Genomic DNA, 18995 nt, shown 5'->3' with positions numbered 1-18995 from the left:
GGAGTATTCCTTCGCGGCGGTGTCGTCAGCACGGTGGCCTTGCGCCCCCGGCACCGTCGGCCGGTGTTCGCACCGGCGGAAGAGACCTCCGGTTAGTTGCTCATGCGCGCTATCCGGAGGTTTTGGTTCCATGACTGTCCCCCTGTGGCTGTGGATCGCCACGATCGGTGGCCTGCTCGCGCTCATCGCGCTCGACCTGGTCATCGTCGATCACAAGCCGCACGCGGTCACCACGGGTGAAGCCGCGCGCTGGGTGGTCTTCTACGTGTCGTGCGCGGTGCTCTTCGGCGCCGGCGTGTGGTTCTTCGCCGGGCACGACCCGGGTGTCGAGTTCTTCACCGGGTACATCACCGAGTACTCGCTGAGCGTCGACAACCTGTTCATCTTCATGATCATCATGGCGTCGTTCAAGGTGCCCGCCATCCACCAGCACCGCGTGCTGCTGGTCGGGATCCTGCTGGCGCTGGCGATGCGCAGTGTGTTCATCGCCGTCGGCGCGGCGTTGATCGAGCAGTTCGTCTGGGTGTTCTTCCTCTTCGGCGCGATCCTGGTCTGGACCGCGATCAGCATGCTGCGCGGCAAGGGCGAGGACGAGGAGTACCACGAGAACGCCGTGACCCGGCAGGTGCGCAAGATCGCCCCGGTCACCGACGACTACCACGACCACAAGTACACCGTGAAGATCAACGGCAAGCGGATGATCACGCCGATGCTGCTGGTGATCGTGGCCATCGGCTCCGCGGACCTGCTGTTCGCCGTCGACTCGATCCCGGCGATCTTCGGCATCACGCAGGAGGCGTTCCTCGTCTTCACCGCCAACGCGTTCGCGCTGATGGGCCTGCGGCAGCTGTACTTCCTGCTCGGCGGCCTGGTGACGAAGCTGGTCTACCTGACCTACGGCCTCGCGGTGATCCTCGCGTTCATCGGCGCGAAGCTGTTCCTGCACGCGCTGCACGAGTACCACGTGGTGCCGGACTGGCTGGACATCAACAACTGGATCTCCCTCGGCGTGATCATCGTCGTCCTCACCGTCACGACGGTGACGAGCCTCGCGAAGGCGCGGCGTGACGAGCGCAAACAGGTGACCGCGTGACGACCGACGAAAGTCGTTCGCACCGCTAAGGGATTCGGGTACCGTCGGACGGGTGCGCCCTGCCGACATCGAAAGCCTCGTCGTCCCCGGCCGTCCCGCCCTGCGCGGTGACCTGCTGCTGACCGCCGTCCAGAACCCCGACCTGAAGACGAACGCCGCGCACAGTGCGCTGCGGCGCGTGTCGCTCGACGGCGGCGAGTCCGCGTGGACGCACGGTCCGCGCGCCTCGGCGCCGTCGATCTCCCCGGACGGGCGCTGGGTGGCGTTCCTGCGCGCCGGTGCGGGCGAGGGTGCCGACGGGCGCCCGCAGCTGCACCTGATGCCCGCCGCCGGCGGTGAGGCCCAGCGCCTCACGTCGCTGCACCTCGGCGCCGGCGAGCCGGTGTGGGCCCCGGACTCGCGGCGCGTTGCCTTCGTCGCGCGGGTGCCCGAGGCCGGGCGCTACGGAACCGAAGACACCGACGGCGAGACGCCGGAGCCGGCGGCCGAGGCCCCGCGCCGGATCACGCGCATGGACTACCGGATCGACGACATCGGCTTCCTTCGCGACCGCGTGCAGCGCCTGTTCGCCGTCGACGCCGTGGCGGCCTTCGAAGCGGGCGCCGAGCTGGACCCGGAACCGCTGACCTCGGGCGAGTTCGAACCGGCCCAGCCGGCGTGGACACCGGACGGCAGCCGGATCGTCTTCACCGCGCCGCCGGACTGGGACGCGGCCGAGAGCGACGTGCGCGACATCTGCGCGATCTCCGCCGGGGGCGGCGAACCCGAGGTCCTCGTGCGCGGCGAGGGCTACTCGGAGCGCCCGGTGTTCGGCCCCGGTGGCACGTTGTTCTACTTCGGACAGTCCTTCGAGGACCACCGCGAAGCCGCGGCGACCGGGCTTTACGCCGCGACGCCGGAGTTCGGCGCCGGGCCGGTGAAGGCCCGCCGTCTCACCGAGATCGAGACGGTCGACTGCGAGGCGTCCGCCGGGCCGCCGGCGCCGCGCGAGGGCGACGTGCTCGTGGCCGTCCGCAACCGCGGCGCGGTCGAGCTGCGCGCGGTCCCGGTCGACGCCGTGGACGCGCCGCTGACCGACCTGCCGGTGGTCTACGCGGACCGCACCGTGCTGCGATCGTTTACTGTGGACGGTCCGGTGATCGCGGCGGTCGTCGCGACGCCGGAGTCCTCCGGTGACGTCGTGCTGCTCGGCGCGGACGCCCCGCGCGTGCTGACCGACTACTCGAAGCCGTTGCGGGACAAGGGACTCCGGCAGGTCGTCGAGCTGGAGACGACAGCGCCGGACGGCTACCCGGTGCACGGCTGGCTGGTGCTGCCCGAGGGCGACGGCCCGCACCCGGTGCTGCGCGTGGTGCACGGCGGCCCGTTCGCCCAGCAGGACTGGGCGGTGTTCGACGAGGCGCAGGTGTTCGCGTCCGCCGGGTACGCCGTGGTGCTCGGCAACCCGCGCGGTTCGGCGGGCTACGGCCAGCAGCACGGCCACGCGATCACGCACGCCTTCGGCACGGTCGACGCCGACGACGTCCTGGCCCTGCTCGACAAGGCGCTGGAGCGCCCGGACCTGGACGCCTCGCGCGTCGGGATCATGGGCGGCTCCTACGGCGGGTTCATGACGAGCTGGCTGGCTTCCCACCACGGCGAGCGGTTCCGCGCCGCGTGGAGCGAGCGCGCGGTCAACGCGTGGGACTCGATGGCCGGCAGCTCCGACATCGGCTACACGTTCGTCGACTCCTACATCGGCGCCGACCCCGAGGTGCAGCGCGACCGCAGCCCGCTCAGCTACGCGGACAAGATCCGCATCCCGTTCGCGGTGGTGCACTCGGAGCAGGACTGGCGCTGCCCGCTGGAGCAGGCGCAGCGGATGTTCGTCGCGCTGCGGCGCGCCGGCGCGGACGCGGAGTTCCTGCTGTTCCCCGGCGAAGGCCACGAACTGTCCCGCTCCGGCCGGCCGCGCCACCGGGTTCAGCGGTTCGACGCGATCCTCGAGTGGTGGGCGCGGCACCTGTAACCGCACCGGTCTTGTCCCGGCCGCGGCCGCCTGCGAATCTTCGTACCCATGACGCTGCCCGAGGTGGACTTCGAGCTGGAGACCTGGCGCATGGTGCTGTTCCGCAAGGGACCCCGCGCCGACGAGATCTCCGAGGAGATGGCTCGTGAACTGCGGGCCCGCCACCTCGCGGCCGCCCGGCAGCAGCAGGCGGCCGGGTCGCTGCGGCTCGCCGGGGCGATCCCGGAGCCGTCGGCCGCGCTGCCGGTGACCGGGGTGGCGTTCTTCCGGACGTCGGAGGCGGAGACGCGCGCGATCCTCGACGCCGACCCGGCCGAGCAGGCCGGGCTGATCGCCTCGGAGATCGTCGGGTTCGTCTGCCCGCGGGGCACGCTCGGCTGAGCGGGCCCGGCGCTCAGTTCAGCAGCGTGTAGTTCAGCTCTTCGCAGACTCGGCCGAGCGGGACGTCCAGGCCGGGGTGGTCGAGGGGCAGCAGGACGTCCGGCGCGATCGGCAGGGCCGCGCCGGCCGGCGGGTCCCACAGGCAGATCGCGGGGTCGCCGGAGTCCATCGAGGAGCGGTACCAGAGGCCGTCGAGGTCGCTGAAGGCCGCGCGGATCGCCCGGGCCCAGGCCTGCGTCAGTTTCTTCGGCCCGCTGGAGATCTCCTGCGACGCGCCGACGCGGGTCGGCCACAGACCGGTCAGGTCGAGCAGGCGCAGCGTGCGGGTCGGGCGGACCACGACCAGCCGGGGGCCGCGGGTGCGGCGGTCGACCGTCGAGCTGGTCTGGTAGACCTCGGCGATCGACGTGCGCACGGTGAGGCCGAAGTAGAGCACCCCGTTGGCGGGGTCGGTGACCGGCGCGCCGCCGCGGCCGGGCGACTGCTGGTCGAACCGGCCGTGCGGTAGCGGGCCGGTGTAGCGGAACGAGTTCCACTGCTGGAGGTGGTTGCCGTGCGCCGTGAAGATCCGCACCAGCCTGGTCGCGGGCTGGACCGTCACCACGTCACTGGCGCGATTCAGCTGCCGGACCAGGACGGATCGGGCGGGCGGCAGCGGTAGCCGGGCCATGGGTCGGGGGTGGTCCGTCCTTGTCGGTGATCTTGCTCGGGGAGGTCCAGCCTAGAACGGCGAGCCGAGCGTGGCGATGAGGCGCGCGACGTGCTCCGGGTCACCACCCGAGAGGAGCCACTGGCGCGGGGTCGCCGGGTGGTCGTTGATCACCAGATCGGGTTGGGGGGTGCTCATGAACGCGGCGACGACGAGCGCGGGCTGGTCCTCGGGCAGGGCTTTGAGCACGACCTCGAGACCGGGCAGCACACCCGAGCCGGCGAACTGCCACGCCGGGAGCCGCCAGCCGCTGTCCTTCCAGCCGGTCAACCGGCCTTCCTTGAGGCGGTGCCGGATGCGGCTGTCGTCGACCCCGAGGGTCTTGGCCGCTTCGTTGACGCTCAGGGCGCCTTCGGCGAGCACGGCGTGGGCGGCGACGGTGCGCGCCCGGAAGTCCGGTTCCTCTTCCCGCCGCGGCGAGAGATCCAGGCCGACATCGGTGAGCGCGGCGCGCTGATCGGCCGAGAAGTAGTGCGAGGGATCGGGATTCGGTGGGGACAGCCTGCGCGCGGCATCTTCGACGAGCGTGAGGAACTCGTTCGCGTCGACCTTCAGACCCGCCTTGGCGAGGATGTTCTCCAGCGCTACAGACATGCCGCTCAGGTTAACCCGAAACAGCGCGGCTGTGCGGGTTCGTGCGGGTTCGTGCCCTATCTGTGGGCGAATTCACCAGAGATCGACACTTTACGCACATCAATCAACACGTTGAGTAGGCAACTTCCGGAAAGTGTGCCCGCATCGGGCGAGGTTGTCCAGCCGCCCCTTCGCTTGACACTCCGCCTTCGCCGTCTTACGTTCCGTGTGAGTAAACGATTTCCGCTCCGTGCTCACAGGATCCGGCGGGTTGGCGCCGGTCATGGGGGACACAGGGGGTGGGGCGTGCCTGGGGGGCCTGGCACGAGCCGGCCCCCCAGGCACGTCTGTCCCCGGTCCAGCTGAGCCGCACGCGAGTCGCCCCCGCAACTCCCGCGCCTCCGGCTACGCGACCCGACCCTCCAGGCACGCGAGCCGACCGTGCGGGTACGCGACCCGACGCTCCAGGTACGCGAGCCGACCGTCCAGGTACGCGGGCCGACGCTCCAGGTACGCGAGCCGACCGTCTGGGTACATGAGCCGACCGTCTGGGTCGTGAGCCGACCCGCTGGGTGCGTGCGCCGACCGTCTGGGTGCGTGCGCTGATCTCGCCGAGCGCGCGAGCCGACCCTGCCGGGAGCCGGCCCTCAGGTGTGCGCGGCGGTAGTGCGGGTGCGGGTCGTGCGCGTCAGCGGCGGGAGCTCTTCCGCTCGATCAAGCGTGCTTCCAGCGTGGTCGTGGTGGTGTCGCGGGTGCTGTCCGAGATCCGGGCCAGCAGCAGCTGCGCCGCCACGCGGCCGACTTCGTACGCCGGCTGGGCGACCACCGTCAGGGGTGGGTCGATCAGGGTTGTCCACGGGGCGTCGTCGAACGAGACGATGCCGATGTCGCGGCCCGAACGCAGTCCGCGGGCCGCCAGGGCCTCCAGGACCCCGATCGCCATCGTGCTGTTCGCGACCAGGAGCGCGTCCGGCGGGGACGGCTCGTCCAGCAGTTCCAGCGCCGCCAAGCGGGCGCCTTCCGCGCGGTACTCCGCCCGCCGGAACACGACGTTCTCCTCGCCGACGACGTCGGCGTAGCCCGCCAAGCGGTCGTCGGCCGTGCGGACGCCGGCGGGGCCGGTCAGGCAGCCGACGCGGTCGTAGCCGCCCGCCAGCAGGTGCCGGGTCGCTTCCGCCGCCGCGTGGCGCGTGTCGACCAGCACCTGGTCGCCCGCCGCTTCCGGCAGCGGCCGGTCGACCGCCACCAGCGGCGTGCCCTGGCGGTGCAGGCCCTCGACGTTCGTCGACCGGCCGGTGGGGGACAGCACCACCCCGGCGACCCTTTCCTGCAGCGCGACCTCGATGTAGCGCCGCTCCTTGTCCTCGTTCTCGTCGGAGTTGCAGAGCACCACCGAGTACCCGGACCGCTGCGCGAGGTCCTCGACACCGCGCGCGATCGCCGTGAAGAACGGGTTCTCGACGTCGGAGATGATCAGTGCGAGCACTGCTGTCTCCTGCCGGCGCAGGTTCCGGGCCAGCCCGTTCGGGTGATAGCCGAGCTCGGTGGCGGCTTCCTGCACCCGCGCGGCCAGCGTCGGGTCCACTGTGGACTTGCCGTTGAGTGCGCGCGACACGGTCGCCGTGGAGACGCCGGCCCTCGCCGCGACGTCACTGATGGTGGCCACACGCCCTCCCGACCGAAGCCCTGGTCACACTTCGAGGGGGAGGATAGCGCTCCCGGTAGTCGTTCACCGTCCGCTCACCGATCCGGGCCGGGCACCCGTCGCCGTTACGCCGAACGGACCTCGTCCACAGTGGACCGCCCGGCGAAGTAGGCGCGCGGGGTCAGGCCGGTCAGGGCCCGGACGTCCCGGCTGAGGTGGGCCTGGTCGGCGTACCCCGCGGCGGCGGCCAGCGCGGCCAGCCCCGGTGCCCGCATCGCCAGCGAGACCGCGCGCTGGAACCGGCTCACCCGCAGGTAGGTGGCCGGTCCGTAGCCGACGGCCTGGACGAACCGCCGCCGCAGCCGGCGTTCGGCGACGCCGACCTGACCGGCGGCTTCCGTGACCCGGGTGGCTCCGGCGTCCAGCCGGGCGACCAGCGCCACCACCGCCGGGTCGGGTGGCGAGAGGTCCGGCAACCGGGTGGCGATCGCGGCCGCCGGGGAGAGGTCGCCCGAGAGCAGCTGTTCGGTCAGCAGCTCACCCTCGTGGCCCCACAGCTCGCGCAGGGGGACGCGGTGGTCGCGCAGCTCGTCGGCGGCCACGCCGAGCACCGCCGCCGCGCGGCCCGGGGTGAACCGCACGCCGTGGAGCACTTCGCCGGGGCCGGTGACCGACGACCAGGCGCGGGTGTCCGGGCCCGCGACGAACACTCCGCTCGCGCCGACGACCAGGTCCAGGCAGCCGTCGGGCACGATCCGCTTCGGCGCCGAGGCGGCCGACCGCCACACGCAGCGGGCGACGCCCCGCAGCGGCGGGGGTGGGGCCACCTCTTCGTACATACTCCGATCATGCACCCGGGGTCCGACACTTTCGCGCCGCCCGTCGACTCGCTGGCCTGGATCCACGTCCGCGACCGGCGGTTGTTGTCGGTCCGCACCACCGGGAAGACGAAGTTCTACCTGCCCGGCGGCAAGCGTGAGCCGGGCGAAGGCGACGTCGCGGGGTTGTGCCGCGAGATCCGCGAAGAGCTCGGGATCACGCTCGACCCGCTCAGCTTCCGGTTCTTCGCCGCGCTGGAGGAGCAGGCCGACGGGTTCGCCGACGGCCGCCTGGTGCGGATGACCTGCTACACGGCCGCGCACGAGGGCGAGCCGGCGCCTTCGCGGGAGATCGCGGAGGCGGCCTGGCTGAGCACGGCGGACGCGCCGGTGTGCCCGCCCGCCGGTCAGCGGGTGCTGCGGATGCTCGCTGAAGCCGGGTTGGTGGATTGACGACACGGCTCTCGGCTGCAGGTCGAGGGTGCCGCGGTCGTTTCGTGCGTCGGGCCGCCGGGCAGCGGATGCTCGCTGAAGCCGGGTTGGTGGATTGACCACTCAGCTCATGGCTCCAGGTCCACGACCCCGCGGCCGCTCGGCAGGTCGAACGGCACCGACGCCTGGTCGTGGACGATCAGCCAGTCGCCGTCGATCTTGCGGAAGCCGAACGTCGCCCGGACCCACATCCCGTTCGTTGCCGTCCCGTCGCCCAGGGTGCCGCTGAGCCGGCCGAAGCAGTGGCCGAACGCCACGTCCTCACCCACGGTGAGCGTCAGGTCGCGTACTTCGTACGCCACCTCCGCGAAGAACGTGAACGCTCTCGCCCAGTTCTTCAGCTTCGCCTCGACCCCGACGTGCTGCAGCGGCGGCTCGACGTCGAACGACACGACGTCCGCCGCGTAGATCTGCCTCAGCGCGTCGAGATCCTTGGCGTGGATCCCCGCGACGATCTTGCCGACCTGCTGCCGGATCGCGTCGTGTGCCGTCGTCATCGCTGTCCCTTCGGTTGTGGACCTTCACTGATAACGACGACGCAGCCCGTGGAAATGTGAGGTCCACGGCGCACCCGATTGGGTGAAAGTTGGACTTCTTGCCGACCAGGCGTTAACGCGGAGTTAGGTCACGGCGAGATGTAGACGACGTACTCGACGGAAGTGCGCTCGACGAGAGAAGACCTCTCCATGAGTGTTCCCATCGTGACCCGACCCGCGAAGCACGCGACGCCCGCCGAGCGGGACCGCGGCCGCTGCCGGCCCGCGGGCAACGTCGTCGTGGTGCTCGGGGTGCTCGCCCTGGCCTTCGTGGTGACGTCGTACGTGGTGCCGCGGTCCGCCGGCGGCCCGGTCCGGGACGAGCCCGTCGCCGCTCCCGTCGCGCCGGCCGCGGTCCGCACCGTGACCCACTCCGTCGTCTACGAGCTGCTCGGCGCGAACGGCGCCCGCAACGTCACCTACTCGGCCGCGGGGTCGACGCTGGCCCAGCAGACCGAGGTCAGCACGCCGTGGTCGACCACCTTCACCCGCGTCGGCCCGGCCGACCGCACCGAGTTCTACAGCATCGCCGCCCAGAACCCCGGCCCCGGCGGGCTGCGCTGCCGGATCGTCGTCGACGGCGTCGTGCTCGCCGAGAAGACCGTGAGCGTGCCGGGACGCCAGTTCAGCTGCGCCGTCTGAAAGCCGCGTAAGGCAGGATCGGCGGTGTGATCACCTTCGGGCCCGCCCTCATCGCGGTGCTGGTCCTGCTCACCGCGGCCGGGGCCGCCATCGTCCGCTGGGGTGAGCTGGGCCAGGGGCGGGCGGTGCTGATCGCCGCCGTCCGCGCGGTCGCCCAGCTGGCCCTCGTGTCGCTGGTGATCACCGCGATCCTGCGCTCGAACCCGCTGACCGGCCTGTTCGTGCTGCTCATGTTCGGCATCGCCGCGGCGACGTCCGCGCGCCGTGCCGGCGGCTGGGCGAACCTCCCGTGGACGGCCCTCGCGATCGCGGCCGGCGTCGCGCCCGTGCTGGCGCTGGTCCTCGGCGCCGGGGTCGTCCCGCTGCGTCCGATCGCGGTCGTGCCGATCGCCGGCATCGTCATCGGTGGCGCGATGACGGCGACGTCGCAGGCCGCCCGCCGGGCGCTGGACGAGCTGAAGGCCCGCCACGGCGAGTACGAAGCCGCTCTCGCCCTCGGCTTCATGCCCCGCCCGGCCGCGCTGGAGATCTGCCGTCCGTCGGCCGGGCACGCGTTGATCCCGGCGCTGGACCAGACGCGCACGGTCGGTCTGGTGACGCTGCCCGGCGCGTACGTCGGCGTCCTGCTCGGCGGCGCCGGCCCGCTGCAGGCGGGCACGACCCAGGTGCTGGTCCTGATCGGGCTGCTGGCCGCGGAGGCCGTGTCGATCCTGGTGACCGTGCAGTGCGTCGCGGCCGGGAAGCTCAGCCGAGCGGGTTAGCCAGGTGCGCGGTGTCGTTGAAGCGCCGCACGATCCAGTTGTCGCCGTGCAGCACCAGGTGCGAGATCGAGCCGTTGTCCGCGCCGAGGTAAGCGAACCGCTCGACCGAGCGGCCGGCCTGGGCGAACACCTCGCCGATCACGCCGCCGTGGGTGAAGACCGCGACGCGCTGATCGGGGTGGGCGGCGGCGATGCGGGTGAGCGCGTCGCGCAGCCGGGCGCCGAACGCCTCGTCGGACTCCGCGCCGGGGATGACGTCCCAGCGCTGCTCGGCCCACAGCCGGTCGACGATCGGGTGGCCGTCGGTCGTGTACTTCCGGAAGAGGCCGTTCTCCCAGTCGCCGAGGTGGATCTCGCGCAGCTCCGGCTCGACGACCGGGGTGAGCCCCAGCTTCTCGGCCAGCGGCGCGGCGGTCTGCACCGTGCGGCGCAGCGTCGTCACGTAGATCGCGTCGATGCGCTCGCCGGCCAGCCGGGCGCCGACGCGCTGGGCGTGGTCGCGGCCCTCCGGCGCGAGGTCCGGGTCGGCCTGGCCGTCGACCAGGTCGAACGGGGCGCTGGCCCGGGCCGGCGCCGATTCGCCGTGCCGGACCAGGAAGATCTCGGTGGCGCCGGACGGCGGGGTGAACCGGTGCTGCCGGTACTCGATCTCCTGCTCGGGCGTGCTCATGACCCCGACCCTAGCCGAGCTGTTTGTCCACGAAACACCATCGCCACGTCTCGCCCGGCTCGAAGCTGCGCATCACCGGGTGCCGGCTCTCGTGGAAGTGGCGGGTCGCGTGGCGGCGCGGCGAGGAGTCGCAGCACGCGACGTTGCCGCACTTGAGGCACATCCGCAGGTGCACCCAGGTCGTCCCCTCCTCGACGCAGGCCGCGCAGGTGTCCGGCGAGCTGGGGTCCTTGTCGACCCACTCGTGGGCCAGGTGCTTGCACGAGCCGGCCGTCGCGGCCGGGGTGCGCAGCTCGCGGCCCTCGACCTCGGGTTCCTCCTCGGCGCGGTCGAGCATGGACTCCTCGATGTCGAGGCGCTCCAGGACCTTCCGCAGGACGTCGTCGTCGGCGCTGCCGGCGGCGCGGGCCTTCAGGAACTGGTCGCGTTCGACCTCGAGGAGCTGGATCCGCAGCCGGCGGTAGGCGTCACTGGGCGTCTCGACCAGCACGCTCTGCCGGCCCAGCTGCTCCCACGCCGAGTCGGACCGGTTCTGCAGCCGGTCGCGGATGCGCTGGATGATCTCGGGCGGGTCGTCGGGCTGCTGGATCTCCTCGAGCTTCAGCAGCGCCGCGGTGGTCATGTCGTGCAGCACGGACGCCTCCTGCAGCGCGTCCTCCGCCGGGTCCGGCCGGGGCAGGCGCAGCCGCCGGATCAGCGGCGGCAGCGTCATGCCCTGCACGGCGAGCGTGCCGGCCACGACGACGAACGCGGCGAGCACCAGCACGGCCCGCTGCGGGGTGTCGGCGGGCAGCACGAACGCGGCGGCGAGCGTGACCACCCCGCGCATGCCCGCCCAGGAGATCACCGCCGAGTAGCGCCACGGCCAGATCTTCGCCTTCTGCCGCTTCGGGATGAGCCGCCGTTCCAGCCGTTTCACGGTGCCGATCCCGAGCATCCACAGCATCCGCGTGGCGATCGTCGCGCCGAGCACCGCGACGCAGATCCAGGTCAGCAACCCGAGCGACAACCCGGTTTCGCTGACCTCGGACAGGATCCGCCGCAGCTGCAGGCCGATCAGCAGGAAGACCATGTTCTCCAGCAGGAACGCGATGGTCTGCCAGTTCAGCCTGCTGGCCAGGCGCGCCGAGCCGGAGAGGATCTTCGGGGCCTTGTGCCCCAGGATCAGCCCGGCGACGACCACCGCGAGCACCCCGGACCCGTGGATCGCCTCGGCCGGGATGTAGGCGATGAACGGCACCGCGAACGACAGCGCGGTGTCGAGCACCGCTTCGTTCATCCGCGCGCGGATGAACGCGGCCACGAACCCGATGACCAGGCCGACCACGATCCCGCCGATGGCCGCGCGCAGGAAGTCGGCGCCGACCTGCCAGATGCTGACCGAGCCGGCCAGCGCGGCGATGGCCGTGCGCAGCGCGACCAGCGCGGCCGCGTCGTTGAACAGGCTCTCGCCCTCCAGCAGCCGGATCAGCTTGCGGGGCATGCCGACGCGGCGGGCGACGACGCTGGCGGCGACCGCGTCCGGCGGCGCGACGATCGCCCCGAGCGCGATCGCGCCGGCCAGCGGCAGGTCGGGGATCACGGCCCAGGCGACCAGCCCGACGCCGAAGGCGGTGAACACGACCAGCCCGACCGACATCAGCCCGATCGCGCCGCGGTTCTTCCGGAAGTCCACGAGGGACGTCTGGATGGCGGCCGAGTACAGCAGCGGCGGGAGCAGGCCGAGCAGCACGACCTCGGGGTCCAGGTGGTACTCGGGCACGCCCGGCACGTAGGACGCGCCGACGCCGACGACGATCAGGCACAGGGGTGCGGACCAGTCCAGCCGCCGCGCGAGCGCGCTGACGACGAGGACGGTCACGACCAGGGCCACTATCTCTGCCGCGATGTGCACGGGGTAATCATCACCCGGACCGTCGTGGCGGTGTGCCGCGCGGGTCGGTTCTGGTTGAATCCTCCCTGGCTCAGCGAGTGGACGCCGCCGGCTCCTGAAGCCCTGCTTGATCCGTTTCGTCCGATCATGGAGGGTTTTGATGGCGGTTTCGCGAACAAGACGTCTGCTGCGGCTCGGCTTGGTGGCCGCACTGACGGCCTCGGCACTGGCCGGTGGGGTGGCCACCGCCTCGGCCGCGCCCGTCCCGTTCACCAGTGTCATCCCGGCGCTCGCGAGCGCCGTCCCGGCGAGCGGGGTGACGTACACACTCGGCTCCGGCGTGGCGATCTCCGCCGACGTCGCCGCGATCGGGGACCAGCTCGCGACGACCTTGCGCCGGTCGACCGGCTACGCGATCCCGGTGCACACGCCGCCGTCGGGCACCGACGGCGTCCGGCTGCTGCTCTCGGGCGCGCCGGATTCGGTCGGTGACCAGGGCTACCAGCTCGACGTCACGGCGTCCGGTGTGGTCGTCCGGGCCCGGGGCAGGCCGCGGGCCTGTTCGCCGGCGTCCAGACGCTGCTGCAGCTGCTCCCGTCCGCCGCCCAGGGCGCCACCACGGCGGCGGGGCCGTGGGTGCTGGCCGGCGGCCGGATCACCGACCGGCCGCGGTTCGGCTACCGCGGCGCGATGCTCGACGTCGCCCGGCACTTCTTCTCCGTCGCGCAGGTCGAGCGGTACGTCGACCAGCTCGCCCGCTACAAGGTGAACACGCTGCACCTGCACTTGGCCGACGACCAGGGCTGGCGGATCGTGATCAACGGCTGGGAGCGGCTGGCGACCTACGGCGGCAGCACCCAGACCGGCGGCGGGCCGGGCGGCTACTACACGCAGGCCGACTACGCCGCGATCGTCGCCTACGCGCAGGCGCGGTACATCACGGTCGTCCCGGAGATCGACATGCCGGGCCACACGAACGCCGCGCTGGCCTCCTACGCCGAGCTGAACTGCGACGGCAAGGCGCGCCCGCTCTACACCGGCACCGACGTCGGGTTCAGCTCGCTGTGCACGTCGAAGGAGATCACCTACACGTTCCTCGACGCCGTCATCGGCCAGCTCGCCGCGTTGACCCCGGGCAAGTACCTGCACATCGGCGGGGACGAGGCGCAGTCGACGAAACCGGCGGACTACAAGGCGTTCATGAACCGCGTCCAGCAGCTCACCGCGTCGCACGGCAAGAGCGCGGTGGCCTGGCACGAGGTGGTCAACGCGACCCCGGCGGCCGGCACCGTCGCGCAGTTCTGGGACACCACGACGAGCAACAGCGCGGTGACCGCGGCGACCAGGAACGGGACGAAGCTCGTGCTGTCCCCGGCGAACCACGCCTACCTCGACATGAAGTACACGTCGAGCTCGCCGATCGGGCAGGACTGGGCCGGGCTCGTCGAGGTCAAGAAGGCCTATGACTGGAACCCCGGCGCGTACCTGTCCGGTGTCGCCGAGTCCGCCGTCTCGGGCGTCGAAGCTCCACTGTGGACGGAGACCGTCACGACGAGCGCGGACATCGAGTACCTGGCCTTCCCTCGGCTCGCGGCGATCGCCGAGCTCGGCTGGTCGCCGCAGGGCACACACGACTGGACGGCGTTCTCGAAGCGGCTCGCCGCCCAGGGACCGCTCTGGAAACTGCTGGGGCTCAAGTACTACAAGTCGCCGCAGGTGCCCTGGCCGGCCGGTTCCTAGCCGCGGCGGCGCAGGTACAGCCCGAGTCCGCCGAGCAGGGCCACCGCGCCGCCCGCCCAGGCCAGCCCGGCGCCCCACACCGGGCCGAGTGAGACGCCTTCGTCGTAGTGCGGGCGGGCGGCGGGCGGCACGGTCGCGGCGAACTCGTCGACGCGCTGCTGGATGCGGGCCCGGTCGACCGTCGACAGCGAGTCGGCGCCCAGGTCCTTCGCGAGCGCTTCGACGGCGTGGTTCTGGGCGTCGCTGAACCCGGGGTAGCGCACCGAGGACCCGCCGCGCGGCTTGCAGGCCAGCACCAGGCCGTCGGACTCGTCGAAGTGCGCTTCGCCGGCGCCGCACTCGGCGCCGGGCCGCGAGAAGTCGGCGAGGTACGCGGTGTCGGCGGCGTGCTGTTCCGCGATGCCCGTCACGACCGCGGCCGCGCCGATCGCGGTGAGGGCGAGGAGCAGGACGACCGGCAGGACGCGGATCACCATGCGGGCATTGTCCGCCTAGGCTGGCTTCGTGACGATGGCAGAGATCGCGGGCGGCGCGGTGCGCGGGTCCGCGCGGGACGGGGTCAGGACGTTCCTCGGCGTGCCGTACGCCGAGCCGCCGGTCGGGGAACTGCGCTTCCGCGCGCCGCGGCCGGCGCCGGCGTGGTCCGGCGTCCGCGACGCGACCGGCTGGGCCCCGCGGGCGCCGCAGCCCGAGCTGACCGGGCGGGGCTTCACCGGCGACGAGGACTGCCTCTACGTCAACGTCTACGCGCCGGAGGAGCCCGGCCCGTACCCGGTGCTGGTGTGGATCCACGGCGGTGGCGGCGTGATGGGCGCGCCGCACCAGTTCGACGGGTCGGCGCTGGCCCGGCGCGGGGTGGTCGTCGTGACCGTCGCCTACCGGCTCGGCGTCCTCGGCATGCTGCACCTGCCCGGCGTCGCCGACTCGAACCTCTCGCTGCGCGACCAGGTCGCCGCGCTGGAATGGGTGCGAGGCAACGTCTCCGCGTTCGGCGGCGACCCGGCGCGGGTGACGCTGGCCGGGCAGTCCAACGGCGGCCGCACGGTCGGGACGCTGCTGGCCGTGCCCGCCACGCGCGGCCTGGTCCACCAGGCCATCGTGCAGAGCGGCACCGGCGTCGGCGCGGTGGTGCACACCCCGGCCGAGGGCGCGGCGATCGCGTCGGCGGTCCTGAAGGAGCTGGACGTCTCGGCTGCGGAGCTGACGACGCTGCCGGTGACGCGGATTCTCCAGGCACAGCAACGGGTTTCGGCCGCGTCGGGCACCAAGGTCACCTACCGCGTGGTCGTCGACGGCGACCTGCTGCCTGCGCGCCCGCTCGACGGCGTCCGCGAGGTCCCGCTGCTCATCGGGACGACGGCCGACGAGGAAGACCTGTTCAGCTGGCTGCAGTCGGGCGGCGCGAAGCTCCTGGGCGTCGGCTCGACGATGCTGGGGCCCGCCGAGATCGACAAGGCCGTCGCGGCGTACGCCGAGCTGCTCGACTGGCCGGACGAGCAGGTCCGCAACCGGGCGCTGACCGCGGGGGACTGGTGGATCCCGGCGATCCGGTTCGCCGAGAAGCAGCGCGACGCCTGGATGTACCGCCTCGACTGGCGGATCGCCCCGCGCGGCCGGGGCCTCGGCGCGCCGCACGGCCTGGACCTGCCGTTGATGTTCGACGACATCGGCAACAAGAACTGGCGGTTCCTCTTCGCCGGCCGCCCGCGCCCCACCGAGCGCCTGCAGGCGCTGGCGACGGAGATGTCCTCTACCTGGGTGCGGTTCATCGCCACAGGCGACCCGGGCTGGCCGCGCTACACGCCGTCCGAGCGCATCACACGCCTCTTCGACGACGTCAGCACCACGGTCCCCGACCCGGACCGCGCCCAGCGCCTGCTCTGGGACACCTTGTAAAGCCGTGAAGGACTCCTTACCGGCGCTAAGAGCCGGTAAGGAGTCCTTCACGGACTTGGGCTAGACGGTGATCTTGTCGACGTTCGGGCCGCCGTTGGCGGTCGTCGCGGTCGTCTTGATCTTGTTCGCCCCGGCGGCCAGCGTCACGTGGACCGTGACCGTCTGCCAGGTGTCCCAGCTCCCGGTGCCGCCGAAGGCGAGCGCGGACGCCACCTTCGTGCCGTTCACCGAGACGTCCATCGGGCGGTTCACCGTGGTGCCGTTGGCGTACCGCAGGACGACGTCGGCGGGGCCGGCGGCGGCCGCGTCGACGGAGAACTCCACCGCGCTGCCGGTCGCGTTGTCGTAGTTGACGAACCCGCTGCCGGTGAACCCGGCGTGGTTCGACTCCGCGACACCGCTGGTGATCGTGGCGTCCTCGGCCTGGTAGTCGGCCGGGGTGCCGGGACCGGCCGCGCCGTCCGCCGGCACCGTCTTCGTGCCGGTGTTCCAGCCCGCGACCCGCACGGACGGCGTCGCGCCCTTGAGGTCCGCGGTCCGGTACGTCGCGGTGAGCGTGGCCGACTCGCCGGGCCAGAGGCTGACCTGGTTGTCGGTCCACGTCACCGGCAGCACCGGCGCGCCCGCCGCGCCGAGGACGTGCGCGTCGACGAAGAACGCCGGCAGCTTGCCGGTGGAGCTGTTCTTCAGTGTCACCTTGGTGGTCGTGGTGCCGTCGGAGTTCGCCGCCGAGTTCGCGGTGGTGTCGACCGCCACCTGGCCCAGGCCGTTCAGCCCGGTCAGGTCGGCGTACGACGTCGTCGGCGTGTAGTACCAGTCGCTGTTGCCCCAGTCGAGCGTGTCGGCCTTGGTGGACAGCCAGTAGACGTTGCGGCTGACCTCCTTGCCCGCCGGGTCGGTCAGGACGAGCTTCGCCAGGTACGTCGTCGACAGGCCGCTCACCGCGGGGATGGTCAGCGCGGTGGTCTTCGCGCCGTCACCGCCGACCGAGAGACCGGTCTTGGACTGGGTGAACTTCTCCGTCCCGTCGAGGTTGTACAGCTTGACCGACGCGGTCAGGTTCGACGCCGCGTCGTGGTTGTGGTTGACCACCACGACGGACTTGGTGTCGTAGGAGTACTGGATGTGCAGCGGTTCGTTCGCCTTCTTGGCCCCGAAGTACGAGCCGTTCTGGTCGAGGTAGGCGTCGAACAGCTGCCAGTGCAGCGACGTCCAGCCGCTGTTGAGCATCCAGTAGATGATCCCGGTCGACGGGTTCGAGCTGTCGCTGAAGTTGCGCGAGTGCGACTCGAACTCGGCGCGGACGTTCTCGTACTGCGCCAGCTGCGCCTTGCGGACGAAGTCGTCCAGGCTCGCCGGCTTGCCGTAGCGGCCGGTCAGCGCGTCGCCGTAGAGCTTCAGGTTGGCGAACGTCGAGGACGAGGACCGGTGGTACTGCGCGGTCGACGGGCTCTTCCACAACGTGTCGAGCTCGCTCGGCGACATCATCCGCTTGAGCGTGTCCATCGTCGGGATGTCCGGCCCGGCGCTGGTTTCGGAGTTGAAGCCGAACGCCCCGCCGAGGTCGGTGTGCGCCTTGTCGTACCAGTAGTTCGGCGGGACGTAGTCGTACGGCCCGTTCATCTTCATGCCGGACGCGCCGAGCTGCGGCGACGACTTCGCCGACGCGGCCGGGACGATCGGGGTGGCCCAGTCCGCGGCCTTCAGCGCGTCGAGGTAGTTCTTCTCGATCGTCGCGTCGGGGGCGAAGTCGCTGCCGATCAGGAACGAGATGACGCTCGGGTGATCGCGCAGCCGCTCGGCCTCCGCGGTCATCGACGCCTTGGCGATCGGGTAGTCGGCGGCGGTCCAGGGGTCACCCTTCTCGCTGCCGTTGACCTGGCCCTCCCACTTGTCGCAGCACTCCCAGCCGGGCAGCGTCAGCACGCCCATCCGGTCGGCGAGGTCGAAGAACTCGTCCGGCTCGATGTGCCCTTCCAGGCGCACGGTGTTGAGCCCGAGGTCCTTGACATAGGCCAGCTTGTCCGCCGCGTACTGCGCGTTCCAGCGCAGGAACAGGTCCGGGGAGTAGCCGCCGCCCTTGATCAGCAGCGGGCGCCCGTTGATCGTGTACGCCCGGCCGCCGGCGGAGTTGACCGTCGACTTCACCTCGCGCACGCCGAAGCTCTCGTGGGAGGTGTCCGACGCCGTGCCGCCGACGTTCGCGCTGAGGTCGAGGTCGTAGAGCGGCTGCCCGCCCATCCCGGCCGGCCACCACACCTGCGGGTTGTCGATCCCGACGACCGGGAAGGTGACGGTCTTCTTTTCCTTGGCCGCCAGGGAAACCGCCTGGCTGATCGCCTTGCCGGCGACCGTGCCGGACACCGTCGCCGAGACCGCGGCCGCCGAGTCGTTGCGGACGTCGGCCTTGACCGTGAGGTCGGCGTGCGTCGTGCCGGTCAGCTTCGTCACGACGTGGCCGCCGCGCAGCGCGACCGGCCCGCTGCGGCGGACTAGGACGTCACGCACGATGCCCATGTTCTGGTCCGGCGGGGTCTGCGCCCAGTCGATCCAGCCCATCGACAGGTCCTTGTCCGGGTCGTTCGGGTAGACCTTGAACGCGACGCTGTTCGTCCCGGCCTTCACCTGCGCGGTGATGTCCAGGTCCTGCCGCGTGTAGGCGCCGTTGACCTGTGCCTTGTCCGCGATCTTCGCCCCGTTGACCCAGACGTCGGCCTTCGACAGCACGCCGCTGAAGTCGAGGTAGGTGCGCTGGGTGGTGTCGGTGACGGTGAGGTCGGTGCGGTACCACCAGGGGACCTTGAAGTCCGCGGCCGGCACGTTCTTCATGTTCGTCGAGTAGAACGGGTCGGCGTACTTGCCGTTGGCCAGCAGCCCGGCGTAGACCGTCGAGCGCGGGCCGACCGGGTACCAGCCGGCGGTGGTGAAGCCGGGCTTCGACACCGCCGAGTCGTCGCTGACCTGGGCCGAGGTCTGGATCAGGAAACCGGGGACCGCGGTGGCCGGGCCGGCCGCGGCGACGGTGGCTTTCGCCGCCACCTGCCCACTGGCCGCCGGAACGGCCGCCCCGCCCAGCGCGACGGCCAGCGTGACCGCCGCCAGCAGCCGTAAGGTTGTTCTTTGCCGATGACTCACTAGCTGCGCCTCCTAGGCACCAC

Annotated in this window: 16 protein-coding genes and 1 pseudogene; 8 read left to right on the top strand and 9 right to left on the bottom strand. The window is 71.7% G+C overall.

Annotated features, from left to right (window positions below):
• The first annotated feature begins 130 nt into the window (after positions 1-130).
• The 3 genes from ACLJQZ_RS09320 to ACLJQZ_RS09310 are packed head-to-tail and all read left to right on the top strand — an operon-like array spanning position 131 to position 3482.
• A complete protein-coding gene (locus ACLJQZ_RS09320; RefSeq protein ID WP_326951225.1) occupies positions 131-1093 on the top strand; it encodes a TerC family protein in 963 nt (320 codons plus the stop codon).
• Between the two features lie 52 nt (positions 1094-1145).
• A complete protein-coding gene (locus ACLJQZ_RS09315) occupies positions 1146-3101 on the top strand; it encodes a S9 family peptidase (protein ID WP_410619632.1) in 1956 nt (651 codons plus the stop codon).
• A 48-nt stretch (positions 3102-3149) separates the two neighbouring features.
• A complete protein-coding gene (locus tag ACLJQZ_RS09310; protein WP_247054140.1) occupies positions 3150-3482 on the top strand; it encodes a hypothetical protein in 333 nt (110 codons plus the stop codon).
• 13 nt (positions 3483-3495) lie between these two features.
• Here ACLJQZ_RS09310 and ACLJQZ_RS09305 read toward each other — a convergent pair whose 3' ends face one another.
• From ACLJQZ_RS09305 to ACLJQZ_RS09290, 4 genes are all read right to left on the bottom strand, one after another.
• Positions 3496-4152 (bottom strand): RES family NAD+ phosphorylase, encoded by a 657-nt coding sequence (locus ACLJQZ_RS09305; RefSeq protein WP_410619631.1) that lies wholly within the window; start codon positions 4150-4152, stop codon positions 3496-3498.
• A gap of 51 nt (positions 4153-4203) precedes the next feature.
• The gene (locus tag ACLJQZ_RS09300; protein WP_247054136.1) at positions 4204-4785 is read right to left on the bottom strand and encodes a DNA-binding protein; all 582 of its coding nucleotides are present in this window, start codon (positions 4783-4785) and stop codon (positions 4204-4206) included.
• Positions 4786-5452: 667 nt separating this feature from the next.
• Positions 5453-6430: a LacI family DNA-binding transcriptional regulator gene (locus ACLJQZ_RS09295; protein ID WP_410619630.1), complete on the bottom strand. Its 978-nt coding sequence runs from the start codon at positions 6428-6430 to the stop codon at positions 5453-5455.
• Positions 6431-6534: 104 nt separating this feature from the next.
• Positions 6535-7248: a helix-turn-helix domain-containing protein gene (locus ACLJQZ_RS09290; RefSeq protein WP_410619629.1), complete on the bottom strand. Its 714-nt coding sequence runs from the start codon at positions 7246-7248 to the stop codon at positions 6535-6537.
• Positions 7249-7257: 9 nt separating this feature from the next.
• Here ACLJQZ_RS09290 and ACLJQZ_RS09285 point away from each other — a divergent pair, with 9 nt between their 5' ends.
• Complete coding sequence (locus ACLJQZ_RS09285) at positions 7258-7680, top strand: NUDIX hydrolase (RefSeq protein ID WP_410619628.1); 423 nt, start codon at positions 7258-7260, stop codon at positions 7678-7680.
• 107 nt (positions 7681-7787) lie between these two features.
• On the opposite strand, the gene ACLJQZ_RS09280 is transcribed toward ACLJQZ_RS09285, so the two are convergent.
• The gene (locus tag ACLJQZ_RS09280; RefSeq protein ID WP_410619627.1) at positions 7788-8216 is read right to left on the bottom strand and encodes a YybH family protein; all 429 of its coding nucleotides are present in this window, start codon (positions 8214-8216) and stop codon (positions 7788-7790) included.
• A gap of 189 nt (positions 8217-8405) precedes the next feature.
• On the opposite strand from ACLJQZ_RS09280, the gene ACLJQZ_RS09275 reads away from it, so the two are divergent.
• Positions 8406-8897: an MmpS family transport accessory protein gene (locus ACLJQZ_RS09275; RefSeq protein WP_410619626.1), complete on the top strand. Its 492-nt coding sequence runs from the start codon at positions 8406-8408 to the stop codon at positions 8895-8897.
• Between the two features lie 17 nt (positions 8898-8914).
• Positions 8915-9658, top strand: coding sequence for an ABC transporter permease (locus ACLJQZ_RS09270; RefSeq protein ID WP_410619994.1), 744 nt, complete (start codon positions 8915-8917; stop codon positions 9656-9658).
• Here ACLJQZ_RS09270 and ACLJQZ_RS09265 read toward each other — a convergent pair.
• Positions 9642-10328 carry a histidine phosphatase family protein gene (locus ACLJQZ_RS09265; protein WP_410619625.1) on the bottom strand — a complete coding sequence of 229 codons (687 nt, stop codon included), beginning with the start codon at positions 10326-10328 and terminating at the stop codon, positions 9642-9644. The two genes, ACLJQZ_RS09270 and ACLJQZ_RS09265, sit on opposite strands and share 17 nt — an antisense overlap.
• Positions 10329-10338: 10 nt before the next feature.
• The gene (locus tag ACLJQZ_RS09260; protein WP_410619624.1) at positions 10339-12222 is read right to left on the bottom strand and encodes a Na+/H+ antiporter; all 1884 of its coding nucleotides are present in this window, start codon (positions 12220-12222) and stop codon (positions 10339-10341) included.
• A gap of 139 nt (positions 12223-12361) precedes the next feature.
• On the opposite strand from ACLJQZ_RS09260, the pseudogene ACLJQZ_RS09255 reads away from it, so the two are divergent.
• A pseudogene (locus ACLJQZ_RS09255) lies at positions 12362-13941 on the top strand (beta-N-acetylhexosaminidase).
• On the opposite strand, the gene ACLJQZ_RS09250 reads toward ACLJQZ_RS09255, so the two are convergent.
• Entirely contained in the window at positions 13938-14417 is a 480-nt protein-coding gene (locus ACLJQZ_RS09250) for a hypothetical protein (protein WP_410619623.1), read from the bottom strand. The pseudogene ACLJQZ_RS09255 and the gene ACLJQZ_RS09250 sit on opposite strands and share 4 nt — an antisense overlap.
• 28 nt (positions 14418-14445) lie before the next feature.
• On the opposite strand from ACLJQZ_RS09250, the gene ACLJQZ_RS09245 reads away from it, so the two are divergent.
• Complete coding sequence (locus ACLJQZ_RS09245; protein ID WP_410619622.1) at positions 14446-15837, top strand: carboxylesterase/lipase family protein; 1392 nt, start codon at positions 14446-14448, stop codon at positions 15835-15837.
• A 60-nt stretch (positions 15838-15897) separates the two neighbouring features.
• Here the strand turns inward: ACLJQZ_RS09245 and ACLJQZ_RS09240 are convergent, their stop codons facing one another.
• Positions 15898-18972, bottom strand: a complete 3075-nt coding sequence (locus ACLJQZ_RS09240; RefSeq protein ID WP_410619621.1) for a glycosyl hydrolase 2 galactose-binding domain-containing protein — start codon at positions 18970-18972, stop codon at positions 15898-15900.
• Positions 18973-18995: the final 23 nt, after the last annotated feature.

It is taken from the genome of Amycolatopsis sp. cmx-8-4, assembly GCF_046548675.1.
GTDB lineage: Bacteria > Actinomycetota > Actinomycetes > Mycobacteriales > Pseudonocardiaceae > Amycolatopsis.
This window is presented reverse-complemented; position numbering and strand designations above follow the sequence as displayed.

Coding starts and splice junctions, on each gene's coding strand:
- ACLJQZ_RS09320 (WP_326951225.1), top strand. CDS start 131: ATGACTGTCCCCCTGTGGCTGTGGATCGCCACGATCGGTGGCCTGCTC.
- ACLJQZ_RS09310 (WP_247054140.1), top strand. CDS start 3,150: ATGACGCTGCCCGAGGTGGACTTCGAGCTGGAGACCTGGCGCATGGTG.
- ACLJQZ_RS09305 (WP_410619631.1), bottom strand. CDS start 4,152: ATGGCCCGGCTACCGCTGCCGCCCGCCCGATCCGTCCTGGTCCGGCAG.
- ACLJQZ_RS09300 (WP_247054136.1), bottom strand. CDS start 4,785: ATGTCTGTAGCGCTGGAGAACATCCTCGCCAAGGCGGGTCTGAAGGTC.
- ACLJQZ_RS09290 (WP_410619629.1), bottom strand. CDS start 7,248: ATGTACGAAGAGGTGGCCCCACCCCCGCCGCTGCGGGGCGTCGCCCGC.
- ACLJQZ_RS09285 (WP_410619628.1), top strand. CDS start 7,258: ATGCACCCGGGGTCCGACACTTTCGCGCCGCCCGTCGACTCGCTGGCC.
- ACLJQZ_RS09280 (WP_410619627.1), bottom strand. CDS start 8,216: ATGACGACGGCACACGACGCGATCCGGCAGCAGGTCGGCAAGATCGTC.
- ACLJQZ_RS09275 (WP_410619626.1), top strand. CDS start 8,406: ATGAGTGTTCCCATCGTGACCCGACCCGCGAAGCACGCGACGCCCGCC.
- ACLJQZ_RS09265 (WP_410619625.1), bottom strand. CDS start 10,328: ATGAGCACGCCCGAGCAGGAGATCGAGTACCGGCAGCACCGGTTCACC.
- ACLJQZ_RS09250 (WP_410619623.1), bottom strand. CDS start 14,417: ATGGTGATCCGCGTCCTGCCGGTCGTCCTGCTCCTCGCCCTCACCGCG.